General features: G+C 71.8%; 16 protein-coding genes and 1 tRNA gene. 10 read left to right on the top strand and 7 right to left on the bottom strand.

Features of this window, described 5'->3' with window-relative positions; translation table 11 throughout:
• Window positions 1-59 precede the first annotated feature (59 nt).
• Window positions 60-233, bottom strand: a complete 174-nt coding sequence (locus tag WMF17_RS07075; protein ID WP_437648728.1) for a hypothetical protein — start codon at window positions 231-233, stop codon at window positions 60-62.
• A 736-nt stretch (window positions 234-969) separates the two neighbouring features.
• Here WMF17_RS07075 and WMF17_RS07070 point away from each other — a divergent pair.
• Window positions 970-2,103, top strand: a complete 1,134-nt coding sequence (locus WMF17_RS07070) for a hypothetical protein (RefSeq protein ID WP_437601190.1) — start codon at window positions 970-972, stop codon at window positions 2,101-2,103.
• A gap of 60 nt (window positions 2,104-2,163) precedes the next feature.
• Here WMF17_RS07070 and WMF17_RS07065 read toward each other — a convergent pair whose 3' ends face one another.
• A complete protein-coding gene (locus WMF17_RS07065; RefSeq protein WP_437648727.1) occupies window positions 2,164-3,351 on the bottom strand; it encodes a glycosyltransferase family 4 protein in 1,188 nt (395 codons plus the stop codon).
• 14 nt (window positions 3,352-3,365) lie between these two features.
• Window positions 3,366-4,484, bottom strand: coding sequence for a glycosyltransferase family 4 protein (locus WMF17_RS07060; protein ID WP_437601188.1), 1,119 nt, complete (start codon window positions 4,482-4,484; stop codon window positions 3,366-3,368).
• 268 nt (window positions 4,485-4,752) lie between these two features.
• On the opposite strand from WMF17_RS07060, the gene WMF17_RS07055 reads away from it, so the two are divergent.
• The 4 genes from WMF17_RS07055 (at window position 4,753) to WMF17_RS07040 (ending at window position 9,093) form a co-directional block, all read left to right on the top strand.
• Complete coding sequence (locus WMF17_RS07055) at window positions 4,753-5,649, top strand: hypothetical protein (protein ID WP_437601187.1); 897 nt, start codon at window positions 4,753-4,755, stop codon at window positions 5,647-5,649.
• Window positions 5,650-5,680: 31 nt separating this feature from the next.
• On the top strand, window positions 5,681-6,760 hold the full coding sequence (locus WMF17_RS07050; RefSeq protein WP_437601186.1) for a nucleotidyltransferase domain-containing protein: 1,080 nt from the start codon (window positions 5,681-5,683) through the stop codon (window positions 6,758-6,760).
• Complete coding sequence (locus WMF17_RS07045) at window positions 6,760-7,476, top strand: hypothetical protein (protein WP_437601185.1); 717 nt, start codon at window positions 6,760-6,762, stop codon at window positions 7,474-7,476. The genes WMF17_RS07050 and WMF17_RS07045 overlap by 1 nt, the downstream gene beginning before the upstream one ends.
• A 201-nt stretch (window positions 7,477-7,677) precedes the next feature.
• Complete coding sequence (locus WMF17_RS07040) at window positions 7,678-9,093, top strand: ATP-binding protein (RefSeq protein WP_437601184.1); 1,416 nt, start codon at window positions 7,678-7,680, stop codon at window positions 9,091-9,093.
• On the opposite strand, the gene WMF17_RS07035 is transcribed toward WMF17_RS07040, so the two are convergent.
• From WMF17_RS07035 to WMF17_RS07025, 3 genes are all read right to left on the bottom strand, one after another.
• Window positions 9,090-10,394, bottom strand: coding sequence for a glycoside hydrolase family 113 (locus tag WMF17_RS07035; protein WP_437601183.1), 1,305 nt, complete (start codon window positions 10,392-10,394; stop codon window positions 9,090-9,092). The genes WMF17_RS07040 and WMF17_RS07035 overlap by 4 nt on opposite strands.
• Window positions 10,395-10,446: 52 nt before the next feature.
• Window positions 10,447-12,396, bottom strand: coding sequence for a protein kinase domain-containing protein (locus tag WMF17_RS07030; protein ID WP_437648726.1), 1,950 nt, complete (start codon window positions 12,394-12,396; stop codon window positions 10,447-10,449).
• Between the two features lie 318 nt (window positions 12,397-12,714).
• The gene (locus tag WMF17_RS07025) at window positions 12,715-13,053 is read right to left on the bottom strand and encodes a transcriptional regulator (protein ID WP_437601181.1); all 339 of its coding nucleotides are present in this window, start codon (window positions 13,051-13,053) and stop codon (window positions 12,715-12,717) included.
• A 204-nt stretch (window positions 13,054-13,257) separates the two neighbouring features.
• On the opposite strand from WMF17_RS07025, the gene fusA reads away from it, so the two are divergent.
• Window positions 13,258-15,369 (top strand): elongation factor G, encoded by a 2,112-nt coding sequence (fusA, locus tag WMF17_RS07020; protein WP_437601180.1) that lies wholly within the window; start codon window positions 13,258-13,260, stop codon window positions 15,367-15,369.
• A gap of 52 nt (window positions 15,370-15,421) precedes the next feature.
• On the opposite strand, the gene WMF17_RS07015 is transcribed toward fusA, so the two are convergent.
• Window positions 15,422-17,053 carry a L,D-transpeptidase gene (locus WMF17_RS07015; RefSeq protein WP_437601179.1) on the bottom strand — a complete coding sequence of 544 codons (1,632 nt, stop codon included), beginning with the start codon at window positions 17,051-17,053 and terminating at the stop codon, window positions 15,422-15,424.
• Between the two features lie 173 nt (window positions 17,054-17,226).
• On the opposite strand from WMF17_RS07015, the gene WMF17_RS07010 reads away from it, so the two are divergent.
• The 4 genes from WMF17_RS07010 (at window position 17,227) to WMF17_RS06995 (ending at window position 18,882) form a co-directional block, all read left to right on the top strand.
• Window positions 17,227-17,300: transfer RNA gene (locus tag WMF17_RS07010), tRNA-Arg, on the top strand.
• A 136-nt stretch (window positions 17,301-17,436) separates the two neighbouring features.
• Window positions 17,437-17,565 carry a hypothetical protein gene (locus tag WMF17_RS07005; RefSeq protein ID WP_437601178.1) on the top strand — a complete coding sequence of 43 codons (129 nt, stop codon included), beginning with the start codon at window positions 17,437-17,439 and terminating at the stop codon, window positions 17,563-17,565.
• A 218-nt stretch (window positions 17,566-17,783) separates the two neighbouring features.
• Window positions 17,784-18,044 (top strand): SemiSWEET transporter, encoded by a 261-nt coding sequence (locus WMF17_RS07000; protein WP_437648725.1) that lies wholly within the window; start codon window positions 17,784-17,786, stop codon window positions 18,042-18,044.
• 175 nt (window positions 18,045-18,219) lie between these two features.
• On the top strand, window positions 18,220-18,882 hold the full coding sequence (locus WMF17_RS06995) for a methyltransferase family protein (RefSeq protein WP_437648724.1): 663 nt from the start codon (window positions 18,220-18,222) through the stop codon (window positions 18,880-18,882).
• Window positions 18,883-18,976: the final 94 nt, after the last annotated feature.

Genomic DNA, 18,976 nt, shown 5'->3' with positions numbered 1-18,976 from the left:
GGCCGGGAGTGGGCCCCCCCGTCTTCGGCCTTGTCGAGATGGGCGCTGTGAGCGCCGGGCTAGGCCACGTGCGTGCGGCGGCTGCGCATGACGTCGCTCACGGCGTCCGCCACGCTGCGCGCCATGCCCTCGGCGATGCGGAGGGTCTGGGCCTGGTCACCTTCCGGGGTGCAGAACCTGAGGCGTTCGATCATGTCGGCGAGCCGCCGGGCTAGCTCGCACGCCTCAGCCATGGAAGCTGATGATTCGAGGGAGGCCCTCCGCTGCGGGAGGGAAACCAGATCTTCGGTCGGCGTCATCGGGGTTGAAATCATGCCTGGCTCCTTCGATATCAGTGATGCCTACAATCGGCTACCACGAAAAGCAGAGATCATGCCAGCGCGATTCCGGTAGGGGTGCTCACCGCGAGCACAACAGCCGGTGGTCGCGCTGTGAAGTTGGGTCGAACAAAATCGCCACAGGTGGGGCAAATTGTCGCCCACAAGAGCTGTCGATCAGCAGGTTGGACAGCCACACAACAGAATTGCAAGCACATTGTGCGCCTCTAGGGCGAGCGCGCCCCCGTGGCTGCCCTGGACGGCCTTGTCGCCTCTGCTGGGGCACGCTTGGGCCTCTGACCGCCTGCGTGCACCTCGGCGGTGAGGCCGCGCCGAACGGGCGAGCGGGCGTGCGTGTCGTGAGCGCTCGTTCCCAGCTCCTGGCCCAGCTCCTGGCCCAGCTCCTGGCGACACGCCGGCCGGGAACGGCCGCGCGCGGACACCTGCGCCGCTCGTGCCCTGCAGACCGGGGCGGGCAGCCGATCGCGCACATCTGTGGAGGGCAGGCCGCGTGAAGCCGCGTGCAACCGGAGAGGCCGTCTCGATCGCGGCGTCGACCCCGAAGCCGCTATAGCAGTGCCCGGGGGGCCCGGGTTAGTATCCGGTCCGCCGCGGCGGCCGCCGGTCGAACGCGCCGCGGTCGAGAAAGCTCATGATCGGAACACTCCAGGCGAAGCTCCAGTATCTCAGGAACAAGAACCTCCACAACTGGCTCGGCGGCTACGCCCGACAGAGGCTCGAGAACGCCCGCAGTCCGCGTCCGAGCGGCCCGCGGCACCTCCTCTTTGCCGTCTGCGATCACTGGGAGCCAGGGTGGGAGAACGCCACACCGGAGGTCGGCGACGCGCGGGTGAGGGCGTGGTCCGAGCGATATCCCGAGATGGCCGGCGCCTACCGCGACGCGGACGGCCGGCACCCGCGCCACAGCTTCTTCTTCCCGGGGGAGCAGTACACGCCCGGGTGGCTCGACGCGCTGGCGGATCTCACGCGCGGCGGCTTCGGCGAGGTGGAGCTGCACCTGCACCACCACAACGACACGGAGGAGAACCTGCGCGCGGACATCCTCAGGTACCTGGAGATCCTCGGGAAGCACGGGCACTTCTCGCGCGACGCGGACGGGCGCATGCGATACGGGTTCATCCACGGCAACTGGTGTCTGGCGAACTCCGGGCGGGACTCCCGGAACTGCGGAGTCGACGCGGAGCTCCCGCTCCTCTTCGAGACGGGCTGCTATGCCGACTACACGTTCCCGTCGGCCCCTGACGAGTCGCAGCACGGCATCGTGAACCAGATCTACTGGCCGACCGGCAACCTGTCGCGCCGGAAGGCCCACACCGTGGGCGCCCGGGCCAAGGTCGGCGAGATGCTGGAGGACCGGCTCCTGATGATCGAGGGGCCGCTCGCGCTCGCGCTGACGCGCCGGGGGAGCCGGGTGCGGGTGCGGATGGAGTACGGCGCGCTCCAGGCGGTCGATCCGCCGACGCCCGACCGGGTGAAGACATGGGTGGATCAGAACATTCACATCGAGGGGAGGCCCGAGTGGGTGTTCGTCAAGGTCTACACGCACGGCGCGCCCGAGGATCAGGCGGAGTCGCTGCTCGGCGCGGGGAGCCACACGCTGCACCGGGAGCTCACCACCCGGTACAACGATGGTAAGGAGTGGATGCTCCACTACGTGACCGCGCGCGAGATGTACAACATCGCGATCGCGGCGCTCGATGGCAAGGCGGGCAACCCCGGCGACTACCGAGACTACCGGCTGAAGCCGCCCCCCTGCGCGAGCTGACGCGCCGGGCTCCCCGCCAAACAGCACCGCAAGCCGAGGGCCCGGCAGCCGGGCAGCGCCTCAGCCCACCGCGCGCCGCTCGCCGAGGACCTCCTCGAGGAGCGCGTGATAGCGATCCCCCACGACGTCCCACGAGAGCGCCCCCACGCTCCCCCGCAGCGCCTCCGGATCCCACGCCGTGTCCAGCGCCCGGATCAGCGCGCTCCCGAGCGCGCCGGGGTCGCCGGCAGGGACGAGGATGCCGTTGCCGCCTTGCCCCTCGCGCACGAGCTCCGGCACGCCGCCCACCCGGGTCGCGACGACGGGGCGGCCCGAGGCGAGCGCCTCCAGGACGACGTTCGGGCAGCCCTCGCGGCGGCTCGGCAGACAGAACACGTCGCACGCCGCCATGTACTCCGGGATCTCCGCGGGCAACGCCCAGCCGAACAGCCGCACGCGATCCTCGAGGCCGAGCGCGCGCACCCGCGCGCGCAGCGGCTCGAGCAGATCGCCGCCGCCCACCATCATCAGGTGAACGTCGCGGCGGCCCGCCTCGGCGAGGCGCCCCATCGCCTCCACGAGGACGTCCACGCCCTTCTCGGGCACATGGTAGCCGGCGTAGAGCACCATCTTCGCGTCGGCCGCCAGGCCGAGGCGCTGCCGCGGGGCGGCCCGGTCCCGGATCGAGAACCGCGCGCCGTCGACCGCGTTGAGCTGCACAACGACGCGCTCGCGCGGCACCCCGAGCTCCACCAGGCGCTCGCCGAGCGCCCCGCTCACCGCCACCACCCGGGCGCAGCGCTGGAGCGCCGGCGCGATCTGCGCCCGCAGCACGGCGTTCCTCGGCTGCTCGTTGATGTCGCTGCCGAGCACCGTGGTGACGAGGGGCACGCCCGCCTCCCGCGCGAACGCCGCCGCGGCGACCGTGTCGGGATAGGCCCACGCGGCCAGGACCACGTCGTAGGGGAACTCGCGCCGCAGCCCGGCCATCGTGCCCCGGAGCGACGCGTGGATCGCCCGCGCGTGCAGGCGCGGCAGCCCCGGGATCGACCAGTACGTGGGAAACAGCGCGTCGATGCCGGTGTGCGACTCGCGCGCGCCGCCGAGGAGCTCCCGGGACGCCCCGCGCACGCGCGTCCACCAGGGCGTCGGGCCCACGAGCCTGAGCTCGCAGCGGCGCGAGAGCGCCCGGTACGTGTGATAGCTGTACGGCGCCATCATCGGCAGCCGCATGGAAGGGTAATGGTGGGTGAAGACGAGGACCTTCATCGCGCGCTCGCCTGTCACCCGAGGCCGAGATAGAGCTGCTCGTATTTGCGCGTCATCTTCTCGAAGGAGAAGTCGTCGCGGACCCGCGCGTGCCCTGCCTCGCCGAGCCGCCGCGCGAGCGTCGGATCCCCCGCGAGCCGCTCGATCGCGCCCGCGAGCGCGTCAGGGTCGTCCACCGGCACGAGCAGGCCGTGCTCCTCGTTCCGCACCACCTCCGGGACGCCGCCGACCGGCGTCACCACGACAGGCAGGCCGCGCGCCATGGCCTCGAGCACCGCGAGCGGCAGCCCCTCATCGCGCGAGGGCAGCACGAAGAAGTCGGCGGCGAGGAGCAGATCGGGCACGTCCTTGCGGAATCCGAGGAAGCGCGCCTCCTTGCCGTGGATCCCGAGCTCCCTCGCGAGCCCGTGGATGCGGTCGCGCTCGTCCCCGTCGCCCACGATGAGGACCGTGACCGCGACGCCGCGATCCCGCAGCCGCGCCAGCGCCCGGAGCAGCACCTCGTGGGCCTTCACCGGATGGAACGCGGCCGGCATGATCCCGAGGAACGCGCCGCCGGGCGGGCTCGCAGGTCCGGACTGGGCCGCTGGCCCGGCGTCGAAGCCGAGCTCGGCGCGCACCTCCTCGCGTGTGCGCCGCGCCGGGGTGATGTCGATCCCGTTGTGAATGACAGAGATGTTGCCGGCCACGCCCACAGCGCCGCTCTTGTCGGCCGTGTCCTGCGAGCAGCCGACGACGGCGTCCGTCGCGCGCCACTCGAAGCGCGAAGGAACGCGGATGATCCCGCGCGTCTGGGCGTGATCGGTGAAGACGAGCCGCGCCCGCGTGAGGACCTTGCCGACGGTGGCGTAGTGGAGCGCAGTGGGGTTGTGCGCGTGGATGACCTGCGGCCGCGAGCGCGCGAAGGCCAGCGCCGCGTGCGTTACCCGCGCGGGCAGGCGCCCGCCCAGCACGGTGACCGGCAGCGCCCGCTGGCGCGCCAGCTCCGCGAGCGGCCCGCCGCGCAGCGCGAGGATGGAAGCCTCGTGGCCGTGGCGCCGCTGCGCCTCGGCGAGGCGCAGCACGAAATGCTCCATGCCTCCGCCGTTGAGGCTGCTCACGACATGGACGATCCGCAGCGTCGAAGTCCCCATGGAGGGTTGCTACCCGAATCGGGTCTCCTGTTGAAGCGCAAACCGCGCCGTGCACCGCCACCCACGCTGCCAACACGCCTCACCTGAACGCCGGCGATCGTGACGTTTGGCGCTCCGTCGCGCCGAGTCGTGCTCGCGGCTTCTCGTCGCTGCTCGTCGCTGCTCGTCGCTGCTCGATGGTGCGGCAGGTCGTTCGATCATCCTACCACCTCGCCTCGCCGCCACGGCGCCTTTTGATTTGGCGAGCGGAAGCGGCTACTAGACGGGCATGAACCCTGAACTTCGGCGCGCCCTGGACCAGGGTCTGCGCCGCGTGCCAGGCATGAACACCGCGACGAGGCTGCTCGCCGTGCGGATCGAGACCGTCAAGGCGCTCCTCGCGCGCCGGCTCGACGAGAACCCGCTCCCCGTGTCCGACGCCGTGACCCCGAGCGACATCCCGTCGGTCGCCGAGCTCGGCCCGGGGGACAGGGTGCTCGCCGAGCTCGATCAGGACGGCTTCGCCTTCGCGATCCACCCGGCCGACGTGCCCTTCTTCAACCGGCGGAGCGAGAAGATGCCGCGCCTGCGCTACCGGCTGCACGTCGTCTTGCGCCGCGGGTACGTGTGCGTGCGCAAGCGCTTCATCGGCCAGCCGCGGAACGCGCCCGTCGGCGCGCACATCTCCGCCCTGCTCGGGCTCTTCTTCTACAACGAAGCGGCCGCGCTCCTCCGCCTGCGCGACCTCCCCAGCGTCCCGAGGATTCGCGATCTCCATCTCACCACGCGCACCCTGTTCATCGACTACGTGCGCGGCCAGACGCTGCAACATCAGGTCGCCGAGCGCGGGCAGAAGGTCCTCGACATCGACCTCGCGCCGCTCGGGCAGCTCTTCGATCCGGAGCGCGATCGGCGCGAGATCGAGGCGTTCGCGAGCGGCGGCGGCGAGGCCCACCGCGGCAGCATCGAGGAGATCGTCCGGGCGATGAACGCGCGCGGCGTCGCGCCGCTCGACGTCAAGCTCGGCAACGTGCTCATCGGCGAGAAGACGAGCGCCCTGTACTGGGTCGATTTCGAGCGGGCCGCGCTCGACGGCACCCCCCGCTACCGCGAGCACCTCGCCGAGCACCATGATCTCGTGAATCGGTGGTTCGGGCTCTCGCTCCCGGGCGACAGCGGGGCGTGAGGCGCGGCGGACGCGCTCGAGGGTGCGATCGATGAGACGAGACGAAGGCGGGGCGCCGCGGAGCGCCATCGAGCGGATCGGGGAGAAGGCGGGGCGGTCATGGCCGAGCATCGAGGCGGCCGCGCGGCTCTCGGCGGAGACCCGGGCGCGGCTCGCGGCGCTGCTCCGCGAGCAGATCCCGTGCGACACGAGCGCGGTCGTCTTCGGCTCGCTGGCGCGGGGCGAGTACACGACCGGCAGCGATCTCGACTGGACGCTGCTCATCGACGGTCAGGCCGACGAGGGGCACTTCAGCCAGGTCCAGGCCATCACGAAGATCCTGAGGGGGGCGAAGTTCCATGAGCCGGGCCCGACGGGCGTGTTCGGCAACGTGGCCTTCAGCCACCCGATCCTCCACCAGATCGGCGGGCAGGAGGACACGAACAAGAACACGACCCAGCGCATCCTGCTGCTCCTGGAGTCGCTCGCGATCGGCACGCCGGACGCCCACGAGCGCGTGCTCAGGCTCGTGCTCTCGCGCTACGTGGAGGACGACCGCGGGCTGCTCTACGGCAGCAAGCGCGAGATCATCCCGATGTTCCTCCTGAACGACATCGTCCGGTACTGGCGCACCGTCGCCGTCGATTTCGTCTACAAGCAGCGGGAACGCAGCTCGGGCTGGGCGCTCCGCAACGCGAAGCTCAGGATGTCGCGCAAGCTCATCTTCGTGAGCGGGCTCATCACCTGCTTCGGCTTCGAGCTGTTCGGCAAGGACCGGGCGACGTGGACCGACGACGCCGAACGGATCTCGACGCCGGAGTTCGTGCGCTTCCTGCGGGAGCGCATCCGGGTGACGCCCCTGGAGAGCCTCGCCGAGGTGCTGCTCCGGCCCGCGATCTCCGCGGAGACGGCGCGGATGCTGTTCGACAGCTACGACGCGTTCCTCGCGCTCCTGTCGAACGAGGAGGAGCGCGGCCGGCTGAAGCAGCTGCCGCTCGACGAGCTCGGCAGCGACCCGACGTTCAGGCGGGTGCGCGATATCGGGCGTGAGTTCCAGGGCGGGCTCAACCGGCTCTTCTTCGAGGAGGACCCGGAGCTCCGCAAGCTCATCCAGACGTACGGGGTGTTCTGATGCGACCCATCGGCTACTCGACGGGGGCGCTCGCGCTCAGCGACGTCGAGCGAGCGCTCTCGATGCTGGAGGGGAGCTCCGCGACCGCGGTGGAGCTCTCCGCGCTGCGCATCTCGGAGCTCAAGCCGCTGCTCCGGCGCCTCGGATCCCTGGACCTGTCGCGGTATCGCTACGTCTCGTTCCACGCCCCGAGCCGCTTCGACGCGGCGGAGGAGCGCGTCGTCGCCGACGCCATGGCGGAGGTGGCCGCGCTGGGCTGGCTGATCGTCCTCCACCCCGACACCGTCCATGATCTCGGCGCCTTCCGGCAGCTCGGCGGCCTGCTCGCCCTCGAGAACATGGACAAGCGAAAGCGGACGGGCCGCACGGTGGAGGAGCTCGGGCCGTTCTTCGACGCGCTGCCCGACGCGTCGTTCTGCTTCGATATCGGCCACGCGCACCAGGTCGATCGCACGATGACCGAGGCGCATTTCCTTGTGAAGGCGCACCGGACACGGCTGAAGCAGCTCCACGTGAGCGAGGTGAACGCGGGCAGCCGCCACGACGCGCTGAGCCTCAACGCGGCGCACGCATTTCAGCGGGTCGCCGCCCACGTCCCGGGCGACGCGGCGCTGATCCTGGAGACGCCGGCGTCGCCAGAGGAGCTGGAGCGCCAGATGGCCATCGCCAGAGCGGCGCTGTCGATCCCGAAGGGCGTGGAGAAGACGCCCGCCTGATCCCGGAGACACCGCGGCGACGGTGCGCAGGCGCGCCGCTTTCGCCGGGTGCCGGCATCGATCCTGGAGAGCCCTGGCGCGGCCGCCTCGCCGGAGCGGCCTCGGGAGCTTCGAATCGTCCAGCCGGACGGTCGGTGCCCCCTCGAGGCGCTACACTCTGCGCCTTCTCGGCGCGCTCAGGGCCGGAATCGGGGAACAACGATGAAGCTGAAGACACTCGCGGCCGCGAGCACCGCATGGCTCGCCGCCCTCGCGCTGCTGACGGCGAGCGGCCTCACGCTCAGCACCGCGTACCTGGACCGCGAGGTCGCGTGCCTCTTCAACTTGGTTCGAGAGGTGCGGTCCATCCTGGAGCTGGAGGTCGACCTCCTCTCTTACGAGCGCGAGAGCGCCCGCGTCGCGCTGACCCAGCTCCCCGAGCACGCCCGCGCGCGCGACGCCGCCGGGCGCGAGGTGGAGCGGTGGCTCGAGGACCTCCGCATGAACCCTGTCACCGCGGACAACGCCGACGTCTTCAAGGCGACCGAGCGGGAGATCAAGCGCTACCTCGCCGCGCGCGCGCAGGCGAGCGAGACGGCGCTCCCGGTCGCCGGGCCGGAGGCTGGGCTCCCCGAGCAGGTGCAAGATCGCGCCTTCGCCGCGCTCGATGAACTGCTCGCCGCGAAGCTCGGCGAGGCGCGGATCGCCCGGGAACGCGTCGACGAGATGAACAGGCTCTCGGAGGCCGTGAGCCTCGGGGCCGTCGCGATGCTGCTCGCCGGCGTCCTGCTCGCGCTCTGGCAGCTGAGCAGGCGTGCCTATCGCCCTCTCCTCGCGATCCGCGCCGCGATCGATCGCTACGGGGCCGGCGCGGTCGACGCCCGCGCGCCGCAGGGCGGGCTCGACGAGCTGCGCGAGATCGCCGTCGCGTTCAACGAGATGGCCGCCGCGCTGGCCGAGCAGCGCCGGAAGCAGCTCGGGATCCTCGCGAGCGTCGCGCACGACCTGCGCAACCCGCTCGCCGCGCTGAAGCTCACCGTCGACCGCCTCCGGCCGGATCGGCCCCTGCCGCCCGAGGAGCGGCTCAGGCCGATGCTCGCCCGCATCGGGAAGGAGGCTGCGCGCTGCGATCGCATGCTCACGGACCTCATGGATGCCGCGCGGATCGAGGGCGGCGAGATCGAGCTGCGCCACGAGACCCGGGACGCGTGCGAGCTCGCCCGCGAGGTCGTGGAGCTCTACCGGCCGACGGCGAGCGCGCACGAGCTCCGGCTGTCGCTGCCCGAGGAGCCCATCCCGCTCCGCTGCGACCCGACAAGGATCGAGCAGGTGCTCAACAACCTGGTCGCGAACGCCATCAAGTACTCGCCGGAGGGCGGCGCCGTGCAGGTCGCCGTCGTGCGCGAGGGCGCCGAGGTCGCGATCGCGGTCGCCGACCCGGGCGTCGGCATCGCGGCCGAGGACCAGCGGCGGCTGTTCGAGCGCTACTTTCGCGCGCCGTCGTCGAGCCGCGTGGCCCCGGGCGTCGGCCTCGGCCTGTGGGCCGCGCGCCGCATCGCCGAGGCGCACGGCGGGCGCATCGACGTGACGAGCGCCGCCGGCGAGGGCTCGACGTTCACCCTGCGCCTGCCGTCCTAGAGCTCGTCCGGGTCGAGCTCCCAGCCGAGGACGCCGGGAGTGCGCGCGCGGTGCCTGCCGAGCACCTCGCCGGGCAGCCAGGGGCCGTCCGCGGCCCAGCGGGTGGAGAAGGCGTCGCGCAGCACGAGCTCCGCCAGCTTGCCCCTCGGCGAGAAGCCCCACTCGGCCTCCTGCGAGACGTCGTCCGGGTCGGCGTAGAGCCGCCAGACGAAGAAGCCGGCGCAGGTGCGCGCGTCGAGGAACGGCGCCATCACCGCGGCGTAGGCCTCGGCCTGCGAGCGCTGATCGATGACCACGTCCTTCATGCGGTCGGGCCACTCCCACGGGCGCACGGCGGGATCGCGCCGCGTTGTGTAGCCGATCTCGGTGAGCAGGACCGGCTTGCCCCACGCGCGCGCCACCGCGTCCACCCCGGCCGCCACCTTGCGCCCGCCGCGCAAGAGCTCCTCGAACGACGCGCCCTCGCGCTCGGCCAGCGGGTAGAAGGCGTTGATGCCGATGAGGTCCAGCGCGTCGAAGATCAGCGTGTGCTCGACGTCGTCCCAGTTCGCCGAGTAGGTGAGCAGCCCCGGGTACACCCGGCGCACCGCCTCGATGATCGGCAGGAAGCTCGCCGCCCGCGGCGTCGTCACCCAGCTCCGCAGCTCGACGCCCACGCTGAGCATCTCGGCGCCGCCCTCGCGCGCGACCGCGGCCCACGTGAGCAGGAACCGGCGGTACGACTCGGCCCAGCGCGCCCAGCCGGCGTCATCCCCCGGATCGATCAGCGCCCGCCACTCGCCGCTCTCGACCCAGAGGTGCGGGACGAGCAGCACCTTGAGCCCGCGCGCGTGCGCCTGCGCGATCGCCGCGAGCACGTTGCGCCGGTTCTCCTCGAACGGCGCCTCGAAGACGAGATCGACGCCGGTGCCCTTGCCGTCCCACACGCGGCCGAACGGCGTCAGGCTGATCCAGGTCGCGCCCATCGCCACCGCCTCGTCCATCGCCCGCCCGCTCGCCGCGGTGCCGTAGCCGCGGCCCGGGTGCCGGAGGTTCTCGATCGGCCCGATCGTCACGCCGCGCACGCCGCCCCAGCCCGACTCGGCCCACCCCGTCGCGCCGTGCGGCAGGCGCTCCGGCGAGATCCGCGGCGCCTCCGTTGCGATCCGCGGCGCCCGCGGCGCCTCCACCGCGATCCGGGGTGCCTCCGGCGCGACCCGCGGTGCGGCGCTCGCAGGCCGCGAAGGACAGCTGACGGCCGCCGCCGACACGGCGAGCGCGGCGCCCGCGGCGCCGGCGAGCGCGCATACTTCTCGACTCATCGCTGGCACGGGACGCCTTATACCAGGCAGGCGGCTCGTGGTATTGCGGACGTCACCCGCCGTCGGTGTCCTGGAGCCGCTGCGCGCCGTCGCCCTGCTCAGGTTGCTGCGGCGCGCGCGCGCCCTCCTCCGGCGGCTGCGGCGCGCGCCCGATCGCGTCGCGCTGCTGCCGCGCGCGCTCGGTCCCCTCGCGCCACCGCCGCTCGCGCTCGCTCTTCTCGAGCCGCTGCCGCTCGCGCTCGACCTCGTCGTAGATCACCTCGGGGCGTTGCGGCTGGTGCCGGATCCCCCCCGGCGGCACGACCCGCGGCGCTTCGCTGGCCGGGCCGGCGGCGCTCGCGGTGTCCGGCACGGCCGGCGGGGGCTCGGGCGCGAGATCGGACGCGGCAGGCACGACAATGTCCGGTCGCCTCGCCACGGCGGAGGAGCGCGCCGCCTGGACCGCGCGCTTCGCCACCCCCTTCGATGCAGGCAGGGCGCTCCCGCCGGCGTCGAGCGTGCCCGTCTGCACGAGCCACACGCCGCCGAGCCCCGCGATCATCCCGAACACCGCGAGCCCGATCGCGAGCCGGCGCGGCCACGGCGACGGCCCGCGGCGCACAAGCGTGAGCCGCTCCGTCTCGACCGGCACGCGCGCCTCCGCCGGTGTGACGCGCGGCGCCGGGTCGGCGCTAACGCGATGCGCAAAATGGCGACCGAGCGGAATGGGCGTCTCACCTGCCGGGCGATGCCCTGTCGCGGCCGCCTGCGGCTCCGAGGGGCGCGCCGGTGGGCTCACCATCACGACCCGCGGGGGCGGCGTGCGGCTCGCCCGCAGCTGCTCGCCGCCGTCCCACAACGCGCCCGCGTGCGACACCAGCGTGACGTCGGACTGACGGCCCCCGCCCCCGGGCGCGTCCCACTTGGCCGTCGTCTCGAGGTCGCCCATGAGGTCGTCGGGCGACATCCTCGGCAGATCGGCCAGCGTGTCGGGCTCCCATTCGTCCTCGACGGGCGCGGGGGCCGGCGTCGCCATGCGGAGCGTCTCGTCCGCCCGGAGCGCCTCCCACACGCGCTCGGCCGCGTCCTCCGCGCCATCGCCCCCGAAGCGCGCAAGCGCGAACGCGAGCTTCGCGACGTCCGGGGGGCGCGCCCCCGGGTCCTTGTCGAGGCAGCGCAGCAGCAGCTCCTTGAGCTCGACGGGCTCGAACCGCGGCGGGAAGGCCGCGGGCGGATCGTGCAGGACCTTGTTGCAGATCTCGAGCTCGGTCCGCGCGTCGAACGGGCTCGCCCCGCAGAGGAGCGCGTAGGCCACAGCGCCGATCGACCAGATGTCGGCGCGCTCGTCGATGCCGCCCGCCGACCGCATCTGCTCCGGCGCCATGTAGAGCAGCGACGTCCGCATGGCGCCCGAGACGGCGTTCGGGCCCTCGCTCTCGACGCCGCACGCCACGGCCGACACGCCGAAATCGAGCACCTTCACGCTGGGCGCGCCGTCGCCGAAGCTGAGGAACAGGTTCTCGGGCTTGAGGTCGCGGTGGAGGATCCCGATGCCGTGCGCCTCGGCGACGGCCTCGCAGATCTGCAGGAGGTACTTCACCGCCTCCCTGACCCGCAGCGGCCCGCGGCGCTGCAGGTAGCTCGAGAAGTCGGAGCCCTCCAGGTACTCGCTGACGACGAACGGCACGCCGTCCTCGACACCGACGTCGAGGATCCGCGCGACGTACCTGCCCGAGAGCGAGCGCGCGGCGCGCGCGCCCCGGAGCAGCCGCTCGACGGCATGCCTGTTCTCGGCGAGCACCGGATCGACGCGCTTGAGCGCGACGCGCCGGCCCGACGCGCGATCTGTCGCGAGCTGGACGACGCCCACCCCGCCGGCGCCGATCCGGGTCTCCACCGCGTACCTGCCGGCGACGACCTCCTGCTGCCCCGGACCCGCCTCGGCCGCCCGCGACACACGCCCGGCGTCGGTCCGCTCCTGTGCGGCCGCGCGATCCTCTCCTCTGAGCTTCAGCGACGTCAACGCACTGCCTCGGTGGGGTCCGCGAGCTCCGCGAACAGCGTCAGAACCTGTCCTCTGAATAGCAGATCCAGAGTGCAGCAAGGCGTCCATGACGTGTCGTCTACCGACCACGACGACAGGGGGATGTCCGCTCTGTGCGCCGTCGGCTGGCCGGCCAGCTGGCCGGCCGGCCGGCCCGCATCCATCGATCGTTGCAGCCGATGCAGCCGCTCCACCCTGCTTCGCCATCCAGACATTCCCAGCCATGGAGCCCAGCGATGCGCCGTCCATGCCACGCGAGCCCTGCCCGCCGCCCCGCCTCTCAGCCGTCCACGCGGCTCACGGCGGGAGCCCCAGCGCGAGCGCAGCCAGGGTGTCGACGCCGCTCAGGACCAGGACGAGCGCCGCGGCGGACGCCGCGCCGAGCCCGAGCGCCTTCAGCCCGCGCCAGCGCCGCGGCCCGCGGGCGTCCGGCCGCCCGTGCTGGACGCCGCGCGTGACCCAGCACCACCCGAGCATGGACAGCGGGCCGAACGCGTAGAGCGCCGCGCCCCAGGTCGCTCCGTTCCAGCAAGCAGCGCGCTGCTCGGGCGTGAGCCGCCGTCGATCCCACCGCTGCAGCGCGAGCGGCAGCGCGATGCCGAGCACCATCTGGATTGCGAGGCGGAGAGTGCTCATGTCGCGCTCCGGGAGCCCGGGCGCGCCATCCGCTCAGGCAGCGCCGGACAAGCGCTGTTCGATCGAGCACGCCGCGGCGCGTCGCGGCAGAGCTCGGGTGAGCGACTCCGTGCCCGTCTTCGCTGTCTTCCTGCGTCGAGGAAAGCACCGCAAAAATCGCGTGCCGGCCTTCTCGATCCCGATGGGGATTGATACGAACGAGGAATGACAACGACTGAGGCAGGGGACATCAGGAACGTTGCAATCATCGGACACAAGGGGGCTGGGAAGACATCGCTCGCCGAGGCCATGCTGTACGTCGCCAAGGCGACGGCCAAGCTCGGCAAGGTGGACGACAAGTCGAGTGTCCTCGACGACACCGCCGAGGAAAAGGAGCACGTTTGCTCGTTCGAGGCGAGCGTCGCGCACCTCTCCTGGGGCGGGAAGAAGATCAACCTCGTCGACACGCCGGGAGAGGGGAGCTTCCTCGCCGAGACGCGGCTCGCCCTCGCGGCGGTCGACGCGGCCATCGTGGTCGTGAGCGGCAAGGACGGCGTGCAGCCGATCACCGAGCGCGTCTTCGGCTGGGTGAAGGAGGCGAAGCTGCCGTGCATGATCGTCGTCACGAAGGTCGACGCCGAGAACGCGCGGCCTGACGAGGTGCTCGCCGAGGTCCGCGCGCGCCTCAAGGCGCCGCTCGCGGTGATGGAGGAGCGCATCGGCGAAGGGCTCCAGTACCGGGGGGTCGTCGCGACCCGGACGAAGAAGGCCTGGCTCGACAAGCCCGAGGCGCCCGCCGCTGCCGCGGGCTCTCCCGCGCCGGCCGACGTCGCCGGGGCCGCCGAGAAGGCCCGGGCCAAGCTCGTCGACGACGTCGCCGGCAGCGACGACGAGCTCACCGAGCGGTACCTGACCGAGGGCGACCTCACGCAGCAGGAGCTCGATCAGGGGCTCCGCGCCGCGGTTCGCCGGGGGGCGCTGGTCCCTGTCTACTTCGCCTCCGGGGTCCGCCCGAGCGGCGCCGCCGCGCTGCTCGACGGCATCGTCGAGCTCGTGCCACCGCCGACCGAGCACCCGGCGTGGACCGGCGTCGTCCCGAGCGGCAAGCCCGGCGCCGCGCCGCAGGCCGCCGAGCGGCCGTCGTCGGCGGACGCGCCGGCGGCGGCGTTCGTCTTCAAGACGTCGATCGATCCGCACGCCGGCCGCACCTCGTTCGCGCGCGTGCTCTCCGGCGTGCTCCGGCCCGACGCCACGCTGCTCAACGCGAACACGGGCGGCGCGGAGCGCCTCGGCAAGATCCACAGCGTCGTCGGCAAGGACCACAAGCAGATGGAGGAGGCGCGCGCCGGCGACATCGTCGCGCTGCACAAGCTGAAGACCACGCTGAGCGGGCACACGCTCTGCGACGAGAGGCACGCGTTCCTGTTCAGCGCGCCGGAGCTGCCGCCGGCCCTCTTCTCGCGCGGCGTGAGGTTCGACGCGAAGGGCGGCGAGGACAAGGTCGGCAACGCGCTCCACCGGCTGACCGAGGAGGACCCGGGGCTCAGCGTGCACCAGGACGCGTCGACCCGCGAGCTCGTCGTCTCGGGCCTGGGCGCCCTGCACCTGGAGATCACGGTGGAGCGCATCCGGCGGCGCGTCGGGATCGACTGCCGGCTCGGCCCGCCGCACATCGCCTACAAGGAGACGATCTCGAGGAAGGTCACGAACGTCGAGGGCAAACACAAGAAGCAGACCGGCGGGCATGGCCAGTTCGGCGTCTGTTACATCGACATGGAGCCTCTGCCTCGCGGCGGCGGCTTCGTCTTCGAGGACGCGGTCGTGGGAGGCGCTGTGCCGCGGCAGTTCATCCCCTCGGTCGAGAAGGGCATCGTCAAGTCGATGTCGAAGGGCGTCCTGGCCGGCTACCCGATGGTCGACGTCAAGGTGCGGCTCTTCGACGGCAAGTACCACGACGTCGACTCCTCGGACGCGGCCTTCCAGATGGCGGGCAGCAAGGCGTACAAGGCCGCCGCCGCGCAGTGCGCGCCGGTGCTGCTCGAGCCCATCGTGCGGCTCTCGGTGACGGTGCCGAGCGCGGCGATGGGCGACATCATCGGCGACATCAACAGCCGCCGCGGGAGGATCATCGGCACCGACGCGATCGAGGATCAGACGATCGTGAACGCGTTCGTCCCGCTCGCCGAGGTGCTCGAGTACGAGTCGAAGCTGAAGAGCATGACCCAGGGCAAGGGCACCTTCACGATGAGCGTCGAGCACCTGGAGGTCTGCCCGCCCGCGGTGCAAGAGAAGGTGATCAAGGAGAGCGGCTTCAAGGTCGAGGCCGACGAGGACTGACCGCGCACCTCGCGCGCCCTCACCCGGTCGTTCAACCGCAGGCCCTCGGGCCCTACGGATGGATATGAACGATGGTCCCCTCCCCCGTGGCCCGCCCCGCGCTGACCCCGTGCCACCCGTCGGGCACCGGCGGATCGGTCCAGAGGAACACCCGGCGCGCGTCGACCGGCGACAGGTTGATGCACCCGTGGCTGCGCGGCTTGCCGTAGTCGTCGTGCCACGGCGCCGCGTGGATCGCGTAGCCGGCCTCGAAGTACTGCACCCACGGCACGTCGCGGAGCTCGAACTTGTTGTCGACCTCGTGCGCGTCCATCGTCGTCGTGACGTGCTTGTCGCGGATCCGGAACGTCCCGCGCACGGTCGAGAAGGTCTTCCTGGGGTCGCCGAGCCCGTCGCGGCCCGTCGCCGCCGCGGTCGCATAGACGGGCCTCTTGCCCTCGTAAAGGATGAGCGTCTGGCTGAGGATCGAGATGTCGATCCACTTCACGTCCCCCTGCGCGAACGACGGCAGCTCCGAGGGCTTCACCGCGATGGCGACGTCGGAGTCGCGCACCCACGTCCCGTCCTTCGCCTCGACGAGGCGCGCGCCGCCGACCTTCTTCGAGCGCCCCGTGAGCTGCACGGCGGTGTGCCAGGGAAGCTCGCCCGCCTTTTCCATCTGGCCGCCCGAGATGTCGTAGCGCTTCGCCTTCTGCCGGGTCACGAACGCGAGGGGCAGCTCCCATCCCTTGGTCATGTCCACGCCGTGGAACGTGGAGCCGCGGGCGGGCTTGAGCTTCGACGTGGGCACGAGCCGCGCGTCGGTGGTCATCGCGAAGCGCCGCCCGCCGTCGCCCATGAAGGTGTCGATGAGGGCGAGCCCCGCCTTGCGCGCGATCCGGTTGGTGATGATCGCGTAGCCCGGGACCTTGAACGACGAGATGTTCGGGATCTGCCGCCCGCCCTTGAAGAACCAGGGGATCTCGTCGCTGCCGTTGCCGCCGAAGAGCTCGCTGTCGCCGAGCTCGGGCGGCTCGGTGGGCGGGTCGCCGGTCGCGTTGCCCAGCGCGTCGAGCGGCACGTCGTTGGCGCCGATCTTGACCTCGTCCCACTTCTTCTTGAGCTTCTTGTAGCTGCGGAGGTGGCGCTCGAGGCTCATCTCGTACCGGAGCTGCTCCTTCATCGCCGGCATCCGGTAGTAGTTCGGCGCGATGGCCCTGACGAAGGCGTACGGGTACGGCATCGGCTTGGACAGGTCGGGCCGCCGCGTGAGCGCCCGGAGGATCGGGTGCTGCATGTCGATCGTGGCGTCGCTGTCGGCGCACATGTACCCGGCGGGCAGCACGCGGTAGTAGCCGCCCTGGCAGTCGTCGAACGAGGCGGGCTTTTCCCCGCGGGGCGCCGTCCCGCCCGCGCGGACGTAGCCGAGCTTGGCGGAGCGGCGGTCCGCCTTCTCGTAGATGGGCGCGACCATCTGCACGGCCCCGATGCGGGGCCCATCGGCGCGCGGGAGGGTGGCGGGGTCGTTCTCGGCGGACGTCTGGGCGGCGCCCGCGGAGAGGCTGATGATGCCCTCGGGCGTGACGTTCTCCCCGCTGCTGCAGGCCGGCAGGACCGGCAAGGCGAGGGCGGCGACTGCCAGGGCGGGCGAGAAGAAACCGCGCGCGGGGGCCGGGATCGCGGAGCTTCGCTGTCGGGCGTCCATGCCCCGGGAATGCCGGACAGACGGCCCGGTGGCCAAATTTTGGCCGACGCCGACGCCGCCGCGCAGCGGCCGGGAGCGCCGTCGCGCAGCGACGGTGCACGACATTGCTGGAAGTGGTTGCGCGGAAGCCCGGCCCCGGGTAGGTTCGGGGCCCTCGCGAATCCCGCGAGAGTGCGCCACTAGCTCAGCTGGATAGAGCGTCGGCCTCCGGAGCCGAAGGCCGCAGGTTCGAATCCTGCGTGGCGCGCTGGGTGTTCGACGATCCCGTAACCTCGGGGGTCGTCTGGGCCACCGCTTCCCGGAGAGCGGAGCCGATGAGGGGGGCTGGGCTTCTGCAGCGTCGTCTACGCCGGCCCCCTGTCGAAGATCCTCGCCCCCGGGCGGTGGCGTCCTCGGCGGGGCGGCGGTTCGCGTTCGACGGCAAGGAGCGCCCCTTCCTGCGGCTCGGGTTCGCAGCGCTGGACGAGCGAGAGATCCGCGAGGCGGTGGAGAGAAGGGTCGAGGCGCAGTGAGCGGCCAGGCGGGCGGCGCGACAGAGCGCCGCCACGGCCCCGCGCGTGGAAGCAGCGAACCCGGCAGAGTGACAGGAGATTCCGCCTGTCTGTCCGCGGTCGGGAGGGCAGCTCCCACCCCTCGGGCGATGGCGGCACGCCGACAAAACCGCTGTCTCTACCTTCTGGCGAGCTTACCCTGTGCAGCGGGGGCGAACCGAAGGGACACGCACCACCAGATGAATCCAGACGTAGTGACCGCGCTCGGGCTCGTCGCGGCGACCCTCACCACGATCTCCTTTCTTCCGCAGGTGCTGCGCACGCTGCGCACGCGCGACACGAGCTCGATCTCGGTCGGCATGTACGCGGCCTTCGTCACCGGCGTCGGCCTGTGGCTCGTTTACGGCCTGCTCACCAGGGACATGCGGATCATCGTCGCGAACGCGATCACGTTCGTCCTCTCGGGCACCGTGTTCGTCCTCAAGCTCCGATACGGCTGAACCGCCCTTTTCCCGCCAGCCCGGCGACCGCGCAAGAACCCGTATGTCCCCGGCTCCCCGCCACGAGGCGCGCTGCGCCCGCGGTGGATGGATGATGGATCCGACACGGCACCAGGCCCTGCTGGCTTGACCGCACCCTCACCCCCTCTCACCATCCAACGTAAGGGGGAACACAATGAATGGTGTGGTGCTTTACGACCTCGCGATGCGGCTGCCGCTCACCTTCCTGATGCTCTATAATGCCCTGTTCGTCGGGCGGGATATCTACGTTCACCTGTTTGTCTGGCGCGAGCCTGCGGGGCTCACGTACGGGACGACGCTGGCCGCGCTCCTCGTCACGGAAGCGTACCTGCTGCTCATCGCGACGCTCACGCTGGTTCGCCTCCGCCCGGTACGCAAGCTGAGCGGCATCGTGCCTCGCATCACGGCGCTCGCCGCCGGCCTGCTGCCGGCGAGCCTGGCGTGGCTGCCCAGGGTCCCGCCGACGCCCGGCCGTCAGGTCGTGGGTACGCTACTCATGGTCGCGGGTCTGGCGCTCGCCGTGGCCAGCATCGGATGGCTGGGCAAGTCGTTCAGCCTCATGCCCGAGGCGCGCCGCCTCGTCACGGGCGGCCCGTACCGGCTGGTGCGCCATCCGGTCTACCTCGCGACGGTGATCCAGGGCGCCGGGCTGATCTTGCTCTATCCGTCCATCGCCGCGCTCCTGATCTACACGGTCGAGGTGGTCTTGCAGATCATCCGCATGGGGTACGAGGAGCGCGTGCTGCGCGACACCTTCCCCGAATACGACGACTACGCGCGCCGGACCTCTGCGCGGCTCATCCCCCGCGTGTACTGACGAGGCGCTCGCGCGGCCCCTCACCCCCGGCGGCGCCGCGCGACAAAATCCGCATGGAGCCCGCCCCTCTGGCGCCGCCGGGATCGGAGGAGCG

Origin of the sequence: Sorangium sp. So ce362 (assembly GCF_051519845.1) — a bacterium.
GTDB lineage: Bacteria > Myxococcota_A > Polyangia > Polyangiales > Polyangiaceae > Sorangium.
The sequence above is the reverse complement of the archived record's forward strand: the minus strand, read 5'-3'. Positions and strand labels throughout refer to the sequence as shown.